Genomic DNA, 19,480 nt, shown 5'->3' with positions numbered 1-19,480 from the left:
TCGTTCAGAGCCCCATTCTTAATCCCGCCCACACTGTCCGCGGCACGCCGAGGTCGATCGAGCCGCCCTGGCTGCGTGTTACGATGGTCTCATCGGTGAGATTCTCGCCGCGGAGGACCAGTGCGACATTGCCGGCCAGCGGCACCTGCACAAAGGCACCGAGCGTGGTGAATGCCGGAAGGATGTCGGTTTCGAGGTCGTCCTCGAACTGCGCGCCGACATGGCGCAAGGTCGCCGACACCAGCCATTTCTCCCCCGGACGGTAGGATAGCGTTGCCCCGCCTACGAATCGCGGCGTCTGCGAGGGACGGTTTCCGTCGAGCGCGGCGGCGAAGCCGGACCCGTCCGATTCCGCGTCGGTCCAAGCGGCGGATGCATCGAGGCTGATTCTTCCGAAGGTTGCCGAGGCCGAAGCCTCGATCCCACGCGCATGGATCGCATCGATATTGCGGCGTTGGCGCAGGTTCGTGCCGATCGTGACATTGGCGATGGCGTTCTCGACCCGATTATCGAATGCCGTGAGTGAGAACGCGACATCGGGCACCGGCGTGACGTCGATCCCTGCCTCGAAGCCTTCGAGCCGCTCGTTTTCGAGCCCCGCATTGGCCTCGGTGACGACCGGAAACACTACGAAGGGGCGGTACAGCTCGTTGAGCGTCGGCAGGCGCAGGCCCGAATAGGCGGCGGCACGCAAGGCGATCGTATCGCCGGCCCGATAAAGAACCCCGCCCCGAAACGAGGCGTCCCACCCGCCGCGGTCGGGATAGGTCGCCGAGACGACAGGACGTCCGTTGCCGTCGCGCTCTTCGAAAAAGCCATCGCGAATGGTCCAGCGATCAAGCCGCGCCCCCGCGGTCAAGACGAGCGCACCGAACGTCCAGTCGTCTTCGATGAAAAACCCGACATCGGTGTTGGTGCCGCCTGCGTTCCGGCGTGCCCGGATGGCCCCGGTGAAGGAACTGATGGCGTCTTCGAACAGCTCGCCATCCGAGCGACGATAGTCGACCCCCAAGCGCAAGACATGCGCATCGTCCACGGGAGGCCGCAATTCGAATTTGCCGCCCAGCCCGGTGGCCGGGGTGTTGCGCTGATCGAGCACGGGGACAAAGCGCGTCGAAGATATGATCCTGTTGGTGAAATTTCGCGCCTGGACGTAAGCGATGGCGTCGAATTGCCAAGCGCCGCGTCCGATCAGACGCAGGCTCGCATCCTGCCCTTCGATACTGCTGTCCGCGCCTTCGAAGCGCAGGGTGCGCTCGTCGCGATAGGCGAGGCCGCGAAACTGTAGTTCGACATCATCGGTGAGCGGGGCAACGCCACGCAACTGGGCCGACCAGCCATCGAATGCGGCACGCGCGCTGAGCGGGACGCGATCCGCTTCGGGCGTGGTGAAGAAGCCTTTCCCTCGATCCCAGCGCCCCGAGGCGACGACGAACCCACTGCCGACACGAGCGGCCGCCGTGGCCGATGTCTCGGTCTCTCCCCGATCGTTCGCGAGTATCTGTCCACCGAATCCGTTCAGTGCTTCGATGCCCGCGCTTTCAAGTTCGATCGTGCCAGCCAGCGCGCCCGCGCCGAAGGGTCCCGAACCACCACCACGCGTCACGCGGATCCGCGACAGGCGTTCGGGGGCGAGCGCGCTGAAGGGAACATAGCCGAAGAAGGGATCGCTCATCGGCACGCCATCAAGCAACACCAGGGCGCGGCTGGTGGCATTGCCGCCCAGCGCGCGCAGCGTCGCGCCTTGTGCCGACGCATTGGCCGAGCGACTGTCCGATCGGCGGAACTGCTGGAAACCGGCAACCGAGGAGAGCGCATCCTCTATCCGCCCCGACGGCACCGATAGCAGCTCTTCGCGATCGATCGTGCTTGTGTCGTAAGCCGGCGCGGCAGGCGTTTCGTCCAGGCCTTCGCCGCTAACGACGATAACCGGCTTTTCATCCTTGGCCGAGAGCGGAGCGGCCAAGGCCAGAGCGAGGCCGGGACCGGCCATCCAATATCGGGAAATAGACATCGCTGCGTGCCCTAACGGGTGATCCGAAGGAAGGCGAGAGCAAGCTAAGCGATTGCACCTTTGCGGCGATTGCCTAGAGATGGCGGGGGAAGAGGAGAGAGTTGGGATGACCGAGGCAGATGAGCGTTCGGAATGGGTCAAACGGCCCGCGGCAGCGATCGAGGGCACCGGTTGTACCCTCGATGACTATCAAGCGCTGTACGCTCGCAGTGTGGAGGACACCGACTCCTTTTGGGCCGGTCAGGCAGAGCGACTGGACTGGTTTACTGCGCCCACCACGATCGCCAACTGGTCTTTCGACCCGGTTTCGATCAAATGGTTCGAGGACGGCGTACTCAACATCTGTCACAACGCCGTAGATCGCCATGTCGCGGCGGGTCATGGCGACAAACTCGCGCTCATCTTCGAGCCCGACGATCCTGCGGGCGAGGTCCGCCGGATCACCTATGGAGAGCTTCAAACCGAAGTCGTCCGCATGGCAAACACGCTCAAGGCCATGGGGGTTCGGAAGGGCGACCGGGTCACGATCTACATGCCGATGGTGCCCGAGGGTGCCTATGCCATGCTCGCCTGCGCGCGGATCGGTGCGATCCACTCGGTCATCTTCGGCGGTTTCAGCCCCGAGGCGATTGCCGGCCGGGTCGAGGACTGCAAGAGCGACTGGATCGTCACCGCCGACGAAGGCCTGCGCGGAGGAAAGCGCATATCCCTGAAGGCCAATGTCGACGCGGCCCTGGAAAAGGTATCGGCTAAGGCGGTACTCGTGCTGCGGCACACCGGTGGCAAGGTGGCAATGACCGAGGGCCGCGACCACTGGTATCACGAACTTTCCGCCGACGTGCCCAGCGAGTGCTCCTGCGAGCCAATGAGCGCAGAAGACCCGCTGTTCATCCTCTACACTTCGGGCTCGACCGGAAAGCCAAAGGGCGTGCTCCACACCACCGGCGGCTATGCTGTATGGACCGAAACCACTTTCCGCTATGTCTTCGATTACCGCGAGGACGAGGTCTACTGGTGCACCGCCGATATCGGATGGGTCACAGGTCACAGTTACATCGTCTACGGCCCTCTGCTGAACCGCGCGACCGCGCTCATGTTCGAGGGCGTACCCAACTATCCCGATCACGACCGTTTCTGGGCGGTCTGCGCCAAGCACAACGTCAATATCTTTTACACCGCCCCCACCGCGATCCGCGCGCTGATGCGCGAGGGCGATGCGCATGTCGCCAAGCACGACCTTTCGTCGCTCCGCTTGCTCGGCAGTGTCGGCGAGCCGATCAACCCCGAGGCCTGGCGCTGGTATCACGAGACCGTTGGCAAGGGTGAGTTGCCAATCGTGGATACCTGGTGGCAGACCGAGACCGGCGGCTGCATGATCACCACCCTGCCCGGCGCGCACGACATGAAGCCGGGCAGCGCGGGCCGCCCGTTTTTCGGCGTCTGCCTCCAGCTCGTCGACAACGATGGTGAGGTGCTCGACGGTGCCACCGAAGGGAACCTGTGCATCACGCGCAGCTGGCCCGGCCAGGCACGCACCGTTTACGGCGATCACGAGCGCTTCGTGCAGACCTATTTCAGCACCTATGAAGGCAAGTACTTCACCGGCGACGGCTGCCGCCGGGACGAAGACGGATATTACTGGATCACGGGGCGCGTCGACGATGTGATCAACGTCTCGGGCCACCGGATGGGTACTGCCGAGGTGGAGAGCGCACTGGTGCTCCATCCCAAGGTATCCGAAGCCGCGGTCGTGGGATTCCCGCACGACATCAAGGGACAGGGCATCTATTGCTACGTCACGCTCAATGCGGGAGAGGAGGCGAACGAGGATCTAGCCGGCGAACTGCGCGCGCTCGTGCGCGAGGAAATCGGCCCGATCGCGAAGCCCGACCACCTGCATTTCACCCCTGCCCTGCCCAAGACTCGCAGCGGCAAGATCATGCGCCGCATCCTGCGCAAGATCGCCGAAAACGACTTCGGGTCGCTGGGCGACACATCGACGCTGGCCGATCCCGGCGTCGTCGATGCGCTGATCGAAGGACGACAAAACCGCTAACCGTGCGTCGCGCGCGCCAGTCCAATCCTGCGGCATTGAACGCTGCGGGCAGGCAGCTGGCCATCGACACACCCGGATACGGAGATTGCCCCGGCCAGAGTTATCGGGCGCTTAACCAGAAGCATGGCAGAAGTCCCATATGCATGAGGACCGACGCCAATGTGGATAGTACAGAGCGTCGCCAAACGTACGCGCAAGTCCGGCTGGCGCGGTTACTTCCTGATCGGATGCGTCGCGATCCTTGCCCTCCTCCTGGCTGGTACCAGCTGGTTCGCATGGCGATCTTCCGTAGAACGCGCTGCAGCCGATGATCGGCTCGATCAGACGCTTGGCGTATTACACGCGACCGACCAATTGCGCACTGCCGCGCTGCAGCAGATACGTGGGGGACGCGGTTTCCTGCTGACTGGCAATCGATCGTTTCTGACGCCCCATCTCAAAGGTGTGCAGGGGTCCGAAGCGGCTCTTGCCCGTCTCGCCGGTCTGGTGGCGGAGAATCCGACCCAGCTTTCCCGAATTGAGGCCTTGAGAACCGATCTCGCCCAACTTGGGTCGGTAATCGGGTTCATCATCGAAGATACCGAAAGAGGGCGCGAATCCGATGCTCTGCGGGTCATGCGCAACGGCAGCGACCGGGATGCAATCGAGGCCATCATGCGAACCCTCGACGAAATCGAAACCACGGAACGCGCAGCACTTGCTTCGCGCAAAGCCACCGCTCTTCAGTGCGCGATCGAGAATGAACAATACCAGTATATGCTGGCGGTAATCGGTCTTTTGCTGCTTTCGTTGTCGATCCTTGCAACAATTCATGTGCGCAAAGCGCTGGATAGGGAGAAAGCGGCCAGGCGCGAACTCAAGCGGCTCGCCACGACCGACCCGCTCACGTCGCTGCCCAACCGCCGGGCCTTCATGGACGCTCTCGACCGCTCGTTATCTCAGGTTGAGAGCGATCCCGATGGCAAGTTCAGTCTCGCCATATTCGATATCGACCATTTCAAGCGGATCAACGACAGGTTCGGGCATCCGGCAGGCGACGAGGTCATCAAGGAAGTAGGCGCACGCGCGCTTGCTGCCTTACGTGAAGACGACCTCGTCGGGCGGATCGGGGGGGAGGAGTTCGGCGTGATCCTTCCCCGCGCCAATCTCGAAGTCGCACGCACCGCATGCGAGCGACTGCGCGACGCCATCGCAGGAACCCCCGTCAAGCACGGCGATGCAATCATCCCCTTCACCGCAAGTATCGGCATTGCCGATTACCAAGATGGCGATGACATCGACCATTTGATGGCGCGCGCCGATGCGGCTCTGTACGAAGCGAAGACAGGCGGCCGCAACCAGGTTCGCCTCGCCGCCTGACCCTTGCACATGGCGTCCCTGCCCGCCTAGGCGTTGTGCATGGCAAAACATCGCATCCTCTTCGTATGTCTCGGCAATATCTGCCGCTCCCCACTTGCCGAAGCCGCCTTTCGCAGGGCTGCCGCCGAAGCAAGCCTCGACGTCGAGGTCGATAGCGCCGGCACTGCCGACTATCATGTGGGCGAGCCGCCAGATCCGCGCAGCATCGAGGAAGCGGAGCGCCGAGGGATCGACATCCGCCATTATCGCGGACGCCAATTGAGCACCCGCGATTTCCACGAGTTCGATTTCATCCTCGGCATGGACCGCTCGAACATGGCCAATATCGGTCGTGTCGATCCGGGCGACGGCAAGGCGAGGGTCGCGATGCTGCTCGATATCGTTCCGGGCCAGCAGGGGCGCGAAGTGGCCGATCCCTGGTATGGCGGTCCTGAGGGGTTCAGCACCACGTGGCACGAGGTCGACGCCGGCGCGCGCGCTTTGCTCGCGGTGTTGCTCGATGAGACCGCTTGAGCCTGCCGTAGAGGCGATTTGCGGCGCCGCTGCGCTCGCTGTCGAAGCGCTTGCCGGCGGAGACATTTCGGGAGCAAGCCGGGTGCGCTTGGCAGGTGATCGCACGGTGGTCGTCAAGGGCGGGCCGACCATTGAGCGCGAAGCCCGCATGCTGTCCGCGATGAAGGCGCTGGGCGCTCCTGTACCCGAGATTATCGGATGCGCCGATGGCTGGCTGGTACTGGAAGACCTCGGCCCGTCGCGCCCGTTTAGCGCGGCTGCGTGGACCGCGATTGCCGAAGCACTCGAACCGCTCAAGGATGCAGACCCGCGCGAAGGTTTCGGCTGGTCCCAAGCCTATAGCTTGGCGCATGTCGAGGTGCCCAATAGACGGGACCGGAACTGGTCCGCGTTCTGGCGCGACAACCGACTGCTGTGCCATGTCTCCGCGCTTGATCGTACCCTCGCCCGGCGTATCGAAAACCTCGCCGCGCAGCTCGACCAAATTATCCCCGAACGTCCGCCGGTGGCGCTGTTGCACGGGGATCTGTGGGGCGGGAATGTCCTGTGGGACGGAACGCGGGCATGGCTGATCGATCCCTGCTCCTATTACGGCGATCGCGAGGTCGACATTGCAGCACTGACGGTTTTCGACAGCCCGCCGGAGGAGTTCTTCGACCGGCTCGCGCTCGATCCCGGATGGCGGGAGCGACTGCTAGTCTATCGTCTGTGGATGTGGCTCATCCACGTCCGCCTCTTCGGCGACAGTTATCGCGGCGCGGTCGAGCGCGATCTCGACGCGCTGGGCTTCTAGCCGCCGCGCAGCGTCTTCACGCCGAAATCGCGTTCGAACAGGTAAAGCAGCACGCGCGCCGCCTCGCCGCGCTTGCCCTCCAACCCGCCGTCGCGCTCCATCAGCAGGCGCGCATCGTCATAGGCCTTGGGCAGCAGTTCGGTGATCTGTTCGAGGCTGGCGACGCTGAAGGGGGTGTCGCCCGACTGGCGCGTGCCAAGTAGTTCACCGCCTCCGCGAAGGCGCAGATCCTCTTCGGCGAGGTAGAAACCATCCTGACTTTCGCGCATCAGCGCCAACCGTTTCTGAGCCGTTTCGGACAGTGTCTCGCCGTGCAGCAGGACACAGAACGACTTCTCGCTTCCGCGCCCCACGCGTCCGCGCAACTGGTGCAATTGCGCCAGACCGAAACGCTCGGCCTGCTCGATCACCATGAGCGTCGCATTGGGCACGTCGACGCCCACCTCGATCACCGTAGTCGCCACCAGCAGTTTCGCCTCGCCGCGCGCGAAGCGCTCCATCGCCACGTCCTTGATCTCGGGCGCAAGCTGGCCGTGGACCATGACGACGTCCTCGCCGAACCGCTCCTTCAGCGCGGCGTAGCGCGCCTCCGCCGCAGCGATTTCGTCCGGACCATCCATCTCGCGAACCATCGGGCACACCCAATAGGCCTGACGACCATCGGCAATTTGCGCCGCAAGCCGCTCGACCAGCGCACCGATCTTGCCCTGCCCCATCACCACGGTGTCGATCGCCTGTCTACCGGGCGGTAGTTCGTCGAGCTTGCTCACGTCGAGCTCGCCATATTGCGCCAGCGTCAGCGTGCGCGGGATGGGTGTGGCGGTCATGGCGAGAACGTGCGGCGCACGCTTGCCCTTGCTCGCCAGCATCAGCCGCTGGCCGACCCCGAAACGATGCTGTTCGTCGATCACCACCATGGCGAGATTCTTATAAGCGACCGTGTCCTGGAAGATCGCATGCGTGCCGACGACGATGTCGATGCTCCCGTCGAGGAGGCCCATCAGGATGCTTTCACGCGCCCGTCCCTTGTCGCGGCCGGTGAACAGGACAACCTCGGCTCCCGTGGGCGCGGCCATGCGGCGCAGCGTCTCGTAATGCTGGCGAGCAAGAAGCTCGGTCGGCGCCAGCATCGCGGCCTGTGCGCCTGCTTCGACAGCGATCAGCATGGCTTCCAGAGCCACCACCGTCTTGCCAGCCCCGACATCGCCCTGCAGCAATCGCAGCATCGGCGCCTCCTGCGCCATGTCGCCCTCGATCTCCGCAATCGAACGTTTTTGCGCGCCGGTCAGCGGGAATGGTAGGTCGAGCTTGCCTCGGTAGCTGCCATCGCCTTGTAGCGGCTGTCCCTTGCGCTTGCGATTGTCCGCCCGCACCAGCATCAGCGCAAGGCTATTGGCAAGCAACTCGTCATAGGCCAGCCGGTCGCGCGCCGAGGCATTCTCGCCCTTGTGCGCCAACACCAGCGCATCGCGCCAGGACGGCCAGCCCTCTTTCTCCACCTGCGTAGGTTCGATCCATTCGGGGAGCTCGGGTGTGCGTGTCAGGGCCTGTTCGACCAATCCCGCAACCCTGGGCTGCGTCAGCCCCTCGGACAGGCGATAGATCGGCTCGCACAACCGCTGCAGAGTCTCGCCACCGTCTTCGACCACATGGTCCGGATGCACGATCTGGAGCATGTCGCCGAACCGCTCGAGCTTGCCGGCGACCCAACGCACCTCGCCGACCGGCAGCTGTTTCTTCGCCGTATAGGAGGCGCGACCGAAATAGGTCAGCGCCAGTACGTTGCCGATGCTATCCTGCGCCAGGACACGATAGGGCGCGCGCGGAGAACGGCCGCTGCGATGCTCGGTTACGGTGAGCTTGACGACGATCTGTTCGCCTTCGCCCGCCTCGTCGACATTCTCGACCGCGCGACGCATCACGAAACGTTCGGGCAGGTGGTAGTCGAGATCGCGCACCCGCGTAAGGCCGAGCCTGTCCAGTGGCTTCTTCACTTTGGGCCCCACGCCTTCGAGCGTCTCGGTCTCGGCAAACAGCGGATTGAGGATGTCGGGGCGCATGGCGATCTCCTAGACCAAGCGAAAACACCCCGTCACCCCCGCGCAGGCGGGGGTCCAGATAAGCTGTCGATATCGCACGGCTGCTGACCTTTTCCGGATCCCTGCCTTCGCAGGGATGACGAACAGGCAGGAAGGCGCTAGAGGCGCGGACATGCCCGATCTCCTTACCCTCGAAGGCCGCAAGCAGCGCGCGAAATTCCGCGCCTGGCACCGCGGCACGCGCGAAGCCGATTTCATGATCGGCGGCTTCTTCGACCGGTATCATGCCGACTGGGGCGAGGCCGAATTCGCCTGGTTCGAAGCCCTGCTCGAGGAAGACGATGTCGATGTCATGGCCTGGGCGATGAAAACGCAGCCCGCCCCTCCACGGTTCGAGGGCGATCTCATGCGCGCGATGCAACAACTCGATTACGTCGATATTCCGCGTTGACGCCCCGACCCGGGGCACTATCTCGCCACTGACGAATTTCTGAAGCACCCCCTCCCGTCCGGGCAGGGGGCAATCGTGCGTGTGCAGCCCGCAGCGCCCCGAACGCCAGGACCCCGATGCCCGACCTTTCCCGCATCCTGAAAGCCGATACGCCCCTCACCCTGGCGCAGGTCGCGCGCGGCGCGCAACCGCTGGTGATGGCCGACCTCGCCCGCGCCAGCACGGGCCGCGTGGTCTTCATCGCGCCGGACGATGCGGCGATGCGCGGGATCGTCGATGCCGCCGCGTTCTTCGCGCCCGAACTGGAAGTGATCGAGTTCCCCGCATGGGATTCTTTGCCTTACGACCGCGCCAGCCCCGCTCTCGCGATCAGCGCGCGACGGCTGGCCGCGCTACATCGCCTACAGGCGGGCAAGGCCAAGGCGCAGCTGGTTGTCACTACGGCCAACGCCGTGCTCCAGCGCGTACTCACTCCCTTTCGCATTCGCGAGAGCGTGCGCGAGTTCAAGCCGGGTATCGAAATCGGCCGCGAGAGCCTGTCGCTGCTGCTGCAGAAGCAAGGCTACAGCCGCACGGACACGGTGATCGACAAGGGCGAATACGCGGTGCGCGGGTCGATCGTCGACATCTTCCCCAGCGGGATGGAGGAAGCGCTGCGGCTCGATTTCTTCGGCGACGAACTGGAGAGCCTGCGCACCTTCGATCCGAATACGCAGATGAGCACCGGGCGGCTCGAATCGCACCTGCTTCTGCCCGCCAGCGAGGCGCTGCTGGACGAAGACAGCATCAAGCGATTCCGTTCGCGCTATCGCGAGATGTTCGGCGCCAATGCGACGCAGGATCCGCTCTACGAAGCGGTCAGCGACGGACGCCGCCTCGCCGGAATGGAACATTGGCTCCCGCTGTTCGAAGAAAAGCTGACGACGCTGTTCGATCACTTGGGCAAGGACGACCTCGTCGTGATCGATCAGGCTTCACTTGCGGCAGCCGACGAGCGCGTCAAAGACGTCGCCGACTATTACGAGCAACGTACCGCCATCACCGGGCAGGCCAAGGGCAATTACCGCCCTCTCGAGCCCGACGCGCTCTACCTGACGGAAGACGAGTTCAAGCAGGCCCTCACCAGCACGCCGGCCCACCGCGCCACGCCCTTCGACGAGCCCGAAAGCGAAAGTGTCGTATCCTTCGGTTTCCTTTCGGGCCGCGATTTCGCGCCGGAACGCGCACGCGGCGACAACGTCTATCCGGTGCTTGCCGAGCATCTGAAAGCGCTCTCGAAGGCGGGCAAACGTCCGCTGCTGGCGGCCTATTCGAGGGGCAGCCGTTCGCGCATCGCCTCGATTCTCGAGGAAGCTGGTGTGCCGGTGCAGCTGGCGGACACCTGGCAGGAGGCGCTCGGCCGCTCCGCCAAGGGCAAACCGGCGGCGATGGTCCTGCCGATCGAGGCGAGCTTTGCCAATGACGAGATGGAACTGCTGACGGAGCAGGACATCCTCGGCGACCGGCTCGTGCGCCGCAAGAAGAAGCGCAAGGACGCCGATGCCTTCCTCGCCGAGCTACAGGCGCTCAGTGTCGGCGACCTCATCGTCCATACCGAACACGGCATTGGGAAATACCTCGGCCTCGAACCGATCCCGGTGGGCAAGTCGAAGCACGACTGCGTCCAGCTCGAATATAAGGGCGGCGACAAGCTGTTCATTCCGGTGGAAAATATCGACGTCCTCAGTCGCTACGGTTCATCCGAGGAGGCGGTCATGCTCGACCGGCTTGGCGGCGAGGCGTGGCAGAAACGCCGCGCGCGGCTGAAGGAACGCATCCGCGAAATCGCGGGCGAGCTTATGCAGGTCGCCGCCCAACGCGCGCTCAAGAAAGCGCCGGTGCTGGAAGTGGAGGACGGGGCCTACAATCAGTTCCTCGACCGCTTCCAGTACGAGGAAACCGATGATCAGGAGCGCGCGATCGAGGACGTTCTGCGAGACCTCGAAAGCGGAAAGCCGATGGATCGGCTGGTTTGCGGCGATGTCGGCTTCGGCAAGACCGAGGTCGCACTGCGCGCCGCCTTCGTCGCGGCGATGAACGGCCAGCAAGTTGCAGTGGTCGCTCCGACCACCCTCCTCGCGCGCCAGCACTTCGAGAATTTTGCGAACCGATTCCGCGGCTTCCCTCTGAAGGTCGGGCGACTTTCACGCCTCGTCCCGGCACGCGAGATGAAGGAAACGCGCGACGGGCTTGCCAATGGACAAGTCGATATCGTCGTCGGCACGCATGCAATCCTCTCGAAGCAGACCAAGTTCGACAACCTCGGCCTCGTGATCGTCGACGAAGAGCAGCGCTTCGGTGTCACCCACAAGGAAAAGCTCAAGCAGCTCCGCGCCGATGTGCATATGCTGACGCTTACCGCCACGCCGATCCCCCGGACACTGCAGATGGCGATGACGGGGCTGCGCGAATTGTCCACCATCCAGACCCCGCCGGTCGACCGCCTCGCGGTGCGCACTTACGTCATGGAATGGGACGACATGGTCATGCGCGAAGCGCTGCTGCGCGAACACCATCGCGGCGGGCAGAGCTTCATCGTGGTGCCACGCATCTCCGACATGGAGGGCATTGCCGACTGGCTGCACGAGAACGTGCCCGAGGTAAAATTCGTCTCCGCCCATGGCCAGATGAGCGCGGGCGAGATCGAAGAGCGGATGAGCGCCTTCTACGAGGGCAAGTACGAGGTCCTGCTCGCCACGACCATCGTCGAAAGCGGGCTCGATCTGCCGAGTGCGAACACCATCATCATCCACCGCGCCGATATCTTCGGCCTTGCCCAGCTCTACCAATTGCGCGGGCGCGTCGGTCGCGCGAAGCTGCGCGCCTATGCCTATCTTACCTATGCGCAGGATACGCAGCTGTCCGAAGTGGCGGAGAAGCGGCTCAAGGTGCTGGGCGATCTCGACAGCCTCGGCGCCGGGTTCCAGCTTGCCAGCCATGACCTCGATATTCGCGGGGCGGGCAATCTGCTCGGCGACGAGCAGTCGGGCCATATCCGCGAAGTCGGCTTCGAACTCTATCAGTCGATGCTCGAGGATGCGATCCTCGCCGCCAAGGCGGGCGAACTGGGTCTGGAAGCCAAGCCCGAGAAGATCAGCCCCCAGATCACGGTCGATGCCCCGATCATGATCCCCGAAGACTATGTACCCGACCTCGCCGTGCGGATGGCGCTATATCGCCGCCTCAACGATGCGGAAGACAAGGCCGAGATCGAGGCGCTGGCGGCCGAAATGATCGATCGGTTCGGCGACCTGCCGCCTGCCACCGCCAACCTCGTCAAGCTCATCGAAATCAAGCACCAGGCGATCGATGCCAATATCGCCAAGATCGATGTCGGCGCGCAGGGCACGCTGGTAACCTTCCACAATGACGACTTCCCCGATGGCCCGGGCCTGATCGCCTATGTCGACCGGCTCCAGGGTACCGCCAAGCTAAGGCCCGACATGAAGCTGGTGATCAGCCGCGCATGGAATTCACCGGAAAGCCGGCTCAACGGATTGTTCCAGCTGACCAAGGGCTTGTCCGGCATCGTCAGGAAAGCGCGAAAGCGCGATAGGAAGGCCGCCTAAGCCTCTTCCAATTTAAGGAAATCATCGCCACTCATCGGTTCAGCGCGCAGGAATCCCTGATAGGATTCGCACCCTTCGCTGCGCGCCAGTTCGCGTTGCGCCTCGTTCTCGATCCCCTCGACCAGCACCTTCAGATCGAGCGCCACCGCCATCGCCAGGATCGCGCGAAACACCGCAAGGTCGCGCTCGTCCTCGAGCACCCCGTCGAGCATCGAGCGGTCGAGCTTGATGCAATCGATCGGCAAAACCTTGAGGTAGCGGAAATTGCAGAAGCCGGCACCGAAATCGTCGAGCGCGATCCGAATGCCGAATAGTTTAAGCTGATCGAGCACACGGCTCACGCGGTCGAGATCGGCCAGCAGAACCTGTTCGATGATCTCCAGCGTGATCCGATCCAGCGGGAACCCGGTCTCCTCGGCCATCCGTGCAAAATCGAGCGCGAAATTGTCTGCCGCAAGATCCGCAGGGGTGATGTTGAGGGAAAGCCGCAAGCCCTGGGGCCAATCACGCGCCTTTTCCAGTGCGCGGCGGGCTATGTGCCGCGACAGGTGCGCAACGTGGTCGGCGCGCTCGGCGATCTGGAAGAGCGTACCTCCCCCGATCCGGCCGATGACCGGGTGATCCCAACGGGCCAATGCCTCGGCCCCGATCAACCGGTCGTCGTCGAGCGCATATTGCGGCTGGAACAGGATCTCGATCTCGTTGCGGTCGATCGCTTCGAGGAGGTCTGCTTCGAGCTGCTGGTTCGATCGACCCGCGCGCGCCACATCGCCGGTCGACCAGTCGATCCGCCGGCGATTGCTCTCCCGCATCCGCGCAGCGACTTCGGAAAGACGGTCAAGCACGCTGTCGGGATCGTCGTTCTCGGTCACGCGCATCAGCGCGAGGCGCGGCCAAAGGCGCAGGCTCGCCCCGCCCTCCGGATTGGCGATCGGCATGGCGATCGCATCCGCCAGAGCCTCGGCCAGCCACTGCCAGCGTTCGCGGCTGCATTCCTGGCGCGCGACCAGGAGGAAATTTCCGCCGCTGAGCCGTGCCGCGAACCACGCGCTCGAGCTTTCCAGCTCATCCCCCGCAAAATGTTTGATGCGCTGAGCGACCTCGACCAGCGCGCCATCGCCCGCCGTCTCCCCGAATGCGACATTTACCGTATCGATCCGGCCGAGCGTGATCATCATCGCATGTAGTGGGCAGGCGATCGTTTGATGCGGCCATTCACGCAGCCATTGCGCGATCGTCTCGCGCGCCTGCGCCTGATCTGCGAGGCCGGTCAGCGTATCGCGGGTTTGGTCGATCATTTCTTCGGGCAAGCTCGCCATGCAGCGTCCCTTATCGCGTCCTTTGCCGAGGTTTGCCAGTTTTTCCGGCGTGTTGCCAAATGGGACGCGCGACCATAGGTAGCGCGCGGTGCCCGGCGAGCCTTGGTCGGGACGGGAGGATGCGAGGGACCATGTCCGAATTCAGCCGCCTGGCCCTGGTCGTGTCCGACGCCCCGGGTGCGCGGGAAGCGGCGGAAACCGATTTCCGCGACGTTGCGGATTGGGTGCCGCTCGACGAGGCCGACGCAGTCGTGGTGCTCGGCGGCGATGGTTTCATGCTGCAGACGCTGCATGCCATGCTCGATTCGGGCCGGATCATTCCCGCCTATGGGCTCAACCTCGGAACGGTCGGCTTCCTGATGAACCGCAACCGCAATCCCGAGACTTTGATCAAGCGCATAGGCAAGGCCAAGCCGCACCATATCGCCCCGCTGCGCATGTGCGCGGTGACTCAGGATGGCGAAACCCACACCATCTGCGCGATCAACGAAGTCAGCCTTCTGCGCGAGACACGCCAGACCGCGAAACTGGAAGTAACCGTCGACGACAAGGTCCGTATTCCCGAGCTGGTCTGCGACGGCGTGCTGGTCGCGACCCCTGCGGGCTCGACCGCATACAACCTCTCGGCGGACGGACCGATCCTGCCGCTCGATTCGAACCTGCTCGCCCTCACCCCGATCAGTCCCTTCCGCCCCAGGCGCTGGCATGGCGCGATCCTGCCTGACCGCAGCCGTATTTCGCTACGCGTACTCGAAGAGCATAAGCGCCCGGTCTCGGTCGTGGCCGACCAGCGCGAGCTGCGCGATGTCGCCCAGGTCGACCTCGAAATCGCGCGCGACAGCGAATTGACGCTGCTGTTCGACCCGGGCCATGCTCTCGACGAGCGCATCGTCGCCGAGCAATTCGTGGTCTGACGAAAACTTTCCCACCGCACCACCCAGTTTTTGCAAATTGCGTGCTTGCCAAACCGGAATCGCACCCATATAGGCGCACCCCTGCCGTACAGGCTGCTCCCCGATAGCTCAGCGGTAGAGTAGGTGACTGTTAATCACTTGGTCGTTGGTTCGAATCCAACTCGGGGAGCCATTTCTCTCACAAATTCAATAGCAAGCGCACGCCGACCCACGCGGTGAGCGCAGCTGTGCCCAGCCGGATCCAGCGCTGCGGCAGGTATTTGAGCGCGAACAGGCTCCCGATCTGGCCGCCGATGGCCACCGCTACCAACAGCGGTAGCCCGAGATCGACTGCCGCACCGAATCGCCCTGCCCCGCCCTTGAGCAATTGCCCGGCAAGACCGAATGACGAATTCACGAGAATGAAGAGGCTTGCGGTAGCGGCGATGGCTCGCGCACCGTTCCACCGCGCAAGGTGCAGCAGGGGCGCGAGGAAAATGCCGCCACCGATCCCGACCAATCCTGCGAGATACCCCAACGGAGCAGCCAGCACGGGCATGATCTTGGCGATGCGCGCTGGTTCGGCGTGCGGCACCGCGTGCGAAGGCAACAAGAGTGTTCCTGCGGTCAGGACCAGGCTCGCTCCGAGAATGGCGAGAAACGTCGTTTCGCCAATTGGGGTGAGGCCGCCGAGAAAAGACGCGGGCGCGGCGATACCGGTAAGTAGCAGCGCGCCGCGCCAAGGGGTAATCCCGGCTCTGGCGAACCGTACCGAACTGCCTGCGACCACTACGATATTGCATGACAGCGAAAGCAATGGGAGAATGCGATAATCGACCTCGGCAAGCGCGAGAAGTGCGGTATAGGTCGATCCGCCACCAAAGCCGACGCTGGCGTAGAGCAAGGCCGTAACGAAGAAAGCGATGACGATAGCGGTCATGCGGCTTGCCTAGACCGGCCGGGCGCTGCGGGCTAGCGTCGCTCCGCGCAGGAGGGGCAACGCATGATTTGGAGCGATATCGAGCTTGGCGAAGCTCTGACCCGGGCGGGACCCGCCGAGGCCGAGCTGCTGGGCGATATCACTGCCGACGCTTTCCGCCACGATCCGTTCAACCTGTGGTTGTTCGGAAATTTCGCGGGGATCGAGAATTTGTTCCACCTGCAAGCTCGGCACATCTACGCACCGCGCGGCCTCTGCTACATGCATGGCCACGAGGGTGCCTGTATGTGGATGCTGCCCGGAGGCGATCCCAGTTTCGGCTTACGGGAGTACGCAGCCTTCACACTTCCCACACTCTTCAAATGTGGGCCGCGTGCCGTGATGCGCGGTATCCAGACCGGTGAGGCAATGGACGAACGCCATCCCGCCTTCGAACACGCTTATCTCTTCAGCATCGGAGTTCGTCCCTCCGCGCAAGGCAAGGGGCTGGGCCGCAAGCTCATCCAGCCGGTGCTCGATGCCTGCGATAGAAAAGACCTGCCCGCATATCTGGAAAACTCGAACCCGGCGAATACCGGTTTCTATGTCTCCTGCGGTTTCGAACCGCAGGGAGAGCCGATCCATCCCCAACCAGGCAGCCCTCCGTTGCAACCGATGGTCAGGCAGCCCCGCCGCGCCTAGCGACGGGGCTGCACCATCCGATCAGGCGTTGGCGCCGATCGCGCCATGGCAATGCTTGTACTTATTGCCCGATCCGCACGGGCACGGCGCATTGCGGCTGATGTCCATCCCCGCATAGGGATTCTCCGGATTCGAGCCGCCCGGCCCGGCGGCAGCGCGCGCGCTGCCAGCCAAGGCACCGAACAGCGCCTCGCGACCGCGCGAGCCATCGCCATCGTCCGAATTGTCGAGACCGGTGAGCGGATCGATATGGCCGGTCAGGAAATCCGGCAGTTCGGGCAGGTCCACTTCCGGTAGCGGGGCCGGTTCGACCAGTTCGAGGCGGATCAGCTTGTTGGTCACCGTCTCGCGCAGCTTGTCGAGCATGGTTTCGAACAGGCTGAAGGCTTCCTGCTTGTATTCGTTCAGCGGTTGTTTCTGCGCATGGGCGCGCAGGCCGACAACCTGACGCAGCGCATCGAGCGTTGCCAGGTGGTCCTTCCACTGGCCGTCGAGTTCCTGCAGCAGCACGCTCTTCTCGATCCGACGCCATAGCGCGGGATCGGCGGCCGCAATCTTATTGTCCATGATGCGGTCGGCTTCGGCCGCGAGGCGCTCCTCGATAATTTCGGGTTCGACCTGATCTTCCTCGACCCATTCCTCGATCGGCGCATCGATGGTCAGCACGTCGTGCACACGGGTCTTGAGGCCTTCGATGTCCCATTGTTCGGGATAGGAGCCCGGCGGGCACGCCTCCGTGACGATTGAATTGATCGCATCGTGGCGCATGTCCACGACGACATCGTCGACCGCTTCGCTGTCCATGATTTCCGCACGCTGCTCGTAGATCACCTTGCGCTGGTCGTTCATCACGTCGTCGTACTGAACCACCTGCTTGCGGATTTCGTAATTGCGCGCCTCGACCTTCTTCTGCGCGGTCTCGATCGCCTTCGACAGCCATTTGGAGCCGATCGCCTCGCCATCTTCGAGGTTCGAATTCATCATCTTGGCGAACAACGTGTCCGGTCCGAAGATACGCAGGAGGTCGTCCTCCAGGCACAGGTAGAAGCGGCTGAGCCCCGGATCGCCCTGACGCCCCGAGCGGCCGCGTAGCTGGTTGTCGATGCGGCGGCTTTCATGTCGCTCCGTACCGAGCACGAACAGTCCACCGGCATCGAGCACCTTCTGCCGCTCCGCAGCCACCTCGGCCTTGATGCGTTCGATCTCCAGGTCCTTCTTGGCACCATCTTCCATATCGCCAAGTTCGTCCCCGACACGGAAATCGAGATTGCCGCCCAGCTGGATGTCGGTGCCGCGACCGGCCATGTTGGTGGCGATGGTGACCGCACCGATGCGGCCCGCCTGCGCTACGATATGCGCCTCGCGCTCGTGCTGGCGGGCGTTGAGGACTTCGTGCTCGACGCCTTCCTGCCTGAGGAACTCGCTGAGCATTTCGGATTTCTCGATCGACACCGTGCCGACCAGCACCGGCTGGCCGATGGCGTTCTTCTCGGCGATCGCCTTGGCGATGGCTTTGAATTTGTCCTGCGTATTCTTGTAGAACTCGTCGTCCTCGTCGATACGGGCGACGGGCACGTTGGTCGGAATTTCGACCACGTTCATCTTGTAGATGTCCCAGAATTCCGCCGCTTCGGTGGCCGCGGTGCCGGTCATGCCCGACAGCTTGGGATACATGCGGAAATAGTTCTGGAAGGTGATCGAGGCGAGCGTCTGGTTCTCCGGCTCGATCTTGACGCCTTCCTTGGCCTCGACTGCCTGGTGCAGGCCGTTCGACCAGCGGCGCCCTTCCATCATGCGGCCGGTGAATTCGTCGATGATGACGACCTTGTCGTCCTTCACGATGTAGTCGGTGTCCTTCTTGAACATGTGGACGGCGCGCAGGGCCTGGTCGAGATGATGGACCACCTGCGTGTTCTCGACATCGTAGAGGTTCTCGGTTTCCAGCAGGCCCTTCTCGACCAGCAGCTTCTCGACTTCCTCGGTGCCTTCCTCGGTCAGCTGGATATTGCGCTGCTTTTCATCCTTCTCGTACCAATCCTCGGGAAAGGTCTTCACCACCTCGTCGATCGAGATGTAAAGGTCGGACTTATCCTCGGTCGGACCCGAGATGATCAGCGGGGTGCGCGCTTCGTCGATCAGGATCGAGTCGACTTCGTCGACGATTGCGAAGTTGAAGGGGCGCTGCACCATCTGGCTGCGCTCGTGTTTCATATTGTCGCGCAGGTAATCGAAGCCGAGCTCGTTATTGGTCGAATAGGTGATGTCCGAATTATAGGCCTCGCGGCGCTGCTGTTCGCTGAGGTTCGGAACGATCACGCCCACCGTCAGGCCGAGGAATTTGTGCAGGCGGCCCATCCACTCCGCGTCGCGTTGGGCAAGATAGTCGTTGACGGTAATGACATGGACGCCCTTGCCCTCGATCGCGTTGAGATAGGTCGCAAGCGTGGCGACCAGCGTCTTGCCCTCACCGGTGCGCATTTCCGCGATTTCACCGCGATGCAGCACGATACCACCGACCATCTGCACGTCGAAATGACGCATGCCGAGGACACGAACCGAAGCCTCGCGCACGGTGGCAAATGCTTCTGGGAGGATGTCGTCCAGCGCCTTGCCGCCTTCCAGTTGCGCGCGGAACTTGTCGGTTTGCGCGGCAAGCTCCTCGTCGGACAGGGCCTGTAATTGCGGTTCGAGCGCGTTGATCTGATTGACGATCTTGCCGAGCGACTTGACGTAGCGGTCGTTGGACGAGCCAAACACGGACTTCATAAGGGAATTGAACATCGGAAGTGGGGTTCCTGAAACTATGCAGGTATC

13 protein-coding genes and 1 tRNA gene are annotated in these 19,480 nt (G+C 63.2%); 9 read left to right on the top strand and 5 right to left on the bottom strand.

Annotation, left to right across the window (positions count from 1 at the left end):
- Positions 1 to 4: 4 nt before the first annotated feature.
- Entirely contained in the window at positions 5 to 2,014 is a 2,010-nt protein-coding gene (locus ACQY4G_RS11815; protein ID WP_421991139.1) for a TonB-dependent receptor, read from the bottom strand.
- A 106-nt stretch (positions 2,015 to 2,120) separates the two neighbouring features.
- On the opposite strand from ACQY4G_RS11815, the gene acs reads away from it, so the two are divergent.
- The 4 genes from acs to ACQY4G_RS11795 all read left to right on the top strand — a co-directional run bounded on the left by acs (position 2,121) and on the right by ACQY4G_RS11795 (position 6,735).
- Positions 2,121 to 4,070 carry an acetate--CoA ligase gene (gene acs / locus ACQY4G_RS11810; protein WP_421991137.1) on the top strand — a complete coding sequence of 650 codons (1,950 nt, stop codon included), beginning with the start codon at positions 2,121 to 2,123 and terminating at the stop codon, positions 4,068 to 4,070.
- 159 nt (positions 4,071 to 4,229) lie between these two features.
- Positions 4,230 to 5,429 carry a sensor domain-containing diguanylate cyclase gene (locus tag ACQY4G_RS11805; protein ID WP_421991135.1) on the top strand — a complete coding sequence of 400 codons (1,200 nt, stop codon included), beginning with the start codon at positions 4,230 to 4,232 and terminating at the stop codon, positions 5,427 to 5,429.
- 39 nt (positions 5,430 to 5,468) lie between these two features.
- Complete coding sequence (locus ACQY4G_RS11800) at positions 5,469 to 5,942, top strand: low molecular weight protein-tyrosine-phosphatase (protein WP_067688415.1); 474 nt, start codon at positions 5,469 to 5,471, stop codon at positions 5,940 to 5,942.
- Complete coding sequence (locus ACQY4G_RS11795) at positions 5,929 to 6,735, top strand: fructosamine kinase family protein (protein WP_421991133.1); 807 nt, start codon at positions 5,929 to 5,931, stop codon at positions 6,733 to 6,735. The genes ACQY4G_RS11800 and ACQY4G_RS11795 overlap by 14 nt, the downstream gene beginning before the upstream one ends.
- Here ACQY4G_RS11795 and recG read toward each other — a convergent pair.
- Positions 6,732 to 8,795, bottom strand: a complete 2,064-nt coding sequence (recG, locus tag ACQY4G_RS11790; RefSeq protein WP_421991131.1) for an ATP-dependent DNA helicase RecG — start codon at positions 8,793 to 8,795, stop codon at positions 6,732 to 6,734. The genes ACQY4G_RS11795 and recG overlap by 4 nt on opposite strands.
- Before the next feature lie 151 nt (positions 8,796 to 8,946).
- Here recG and ACQY4G_RS11785 point away from each other — a divergent pair, with 151 nt between their 5' ends.
- The gene (locus ACQY4G_RS11785; RefSeq protein ID WP_291170518.1) at positions 8,947 to 9,225 is read left to right on the top strand and encodes a succinate dehydrogenase assembly factor 2; all 279 of its coding nucleotides are present in this window, start codon (positions 8,947 to 8,949) and stop codon (positions 9,223 to 9,225) included.
- Positions 9,226 to 9,341: 116 nt separating this feature from the next.
- Complete coding sequence (gene mfd / locus ACQY4G_RS11780; RefSeq protein WP_421991129.1) at positions 9,342 to 12,833, top strand: transcription-repair coupling factor; 3,492 nt, start codon at positions 9,342 to 9,344, stop codon at positions 12,831 to 12,833.
- On the opposite strand, the gene ACQY4G_RS11775 is transcribed toward mfd, so the two are convergent.
- Entirely contained in the window at positions 12,830 to 14,131 is a 1,302-nt protein-coding gene (locus ACQY4G_RS11775) for an EAL domain-containing protein (RefSeq protein ID WP_421991127.1), read from the bottom strand. The two genes, mfd and ACQY4G_RS11775, sit on opposite strands and share 4 nt — an antisense overlap.
- Positions 14,132 to 14,283: 152 nt before the next feature.
- Here ACQY4G_RS11775 and ACQY4G_RS11770 point away from each other — a divergent pair, with 152 nt between their 5' ends.
- Together ACQY4G_RS11770 and ACQY4G_RS11765 are read left to right on the top strand one after the other, a co-directional pair.
- A complete protein-coding gene (locus ACQY4G_RS11770) occupies positions 14,284 to 15,066 on the top strand; it encodes an NAD kinase (protein ID WP_421991125.1) in 783 nt (260 codons plus the stop codon).
- 97 nt (positions 15,067 to 15,163) lie between these two features.
- Positions 15,164 to 15,238, top strand: a tRNA-Asn gene (locus tag ACQY4G_RS11765).
- Positions 15,239 to 15,244: 6 nt separating this feature from the next.
- Here the strand turns inward: ACQY4G_RS11765 and ACQY4G_RS11760 are convergent.
- The gene (locus ACQY4G_RS11760) at positions 15,245 to 15,985 is read right to left on the bottom strand and encodes a sulfite exporter TauE/SafE family protein (RefSeq protein WP_421991123.1); all 741 of its coding nucleotides are present in this window, start codon (positions 15,983 to 15,985) and stop codon (positions 15,245 to 15,247) included.
- 63 nt (positions 15,986 to 16,048) lie between these two features.
- On the opposite strand from ACQY4G_RS11760, the gene ACQY4G_RS11755 reads away from it, so the two are divergent.
- A complete protein-coding gene (locus ACQY4G_RS11755; protein WP_421991121.1) occupies positions 16,049 to 16,666 on the top strand; it encodes a GNAT family N-acetyltransferase in 618 nt (205 codons plus the stop codon).
- A gap of 21 nt (positions 16,667 to 16,687) precedes the next feature.
- Here the strand turns inward: ACQY4G_RS11755 and secA are convergent, their stop codons facing one another.
- On the bottom strand, positions 16,688 to 19,447 hold the full coding sequence (secA, locus tag ACQY4G_RS11750) for a preprotein translocase subunit SecA (protein ID WP_421991119.1): 2,760 nt from the start codon (positions 19,445 to 19,447) through the stop codon (positions 16,688 to 16,690).
- Positions 19,448 to 19,480: the final 33 nt, after the last annotated feature.

Source organism: Qipengyuania sp., assembly GCF_965277845.1.
GTDB lineage: Bacteria > Pseudomonadota > Alphaproteobacteria > Sphingomonadales > Sphingomonadaceae > Qipengyuania.
This window is presented reverse-complemented; position numbering and strand designations above follow the sequence as displayed.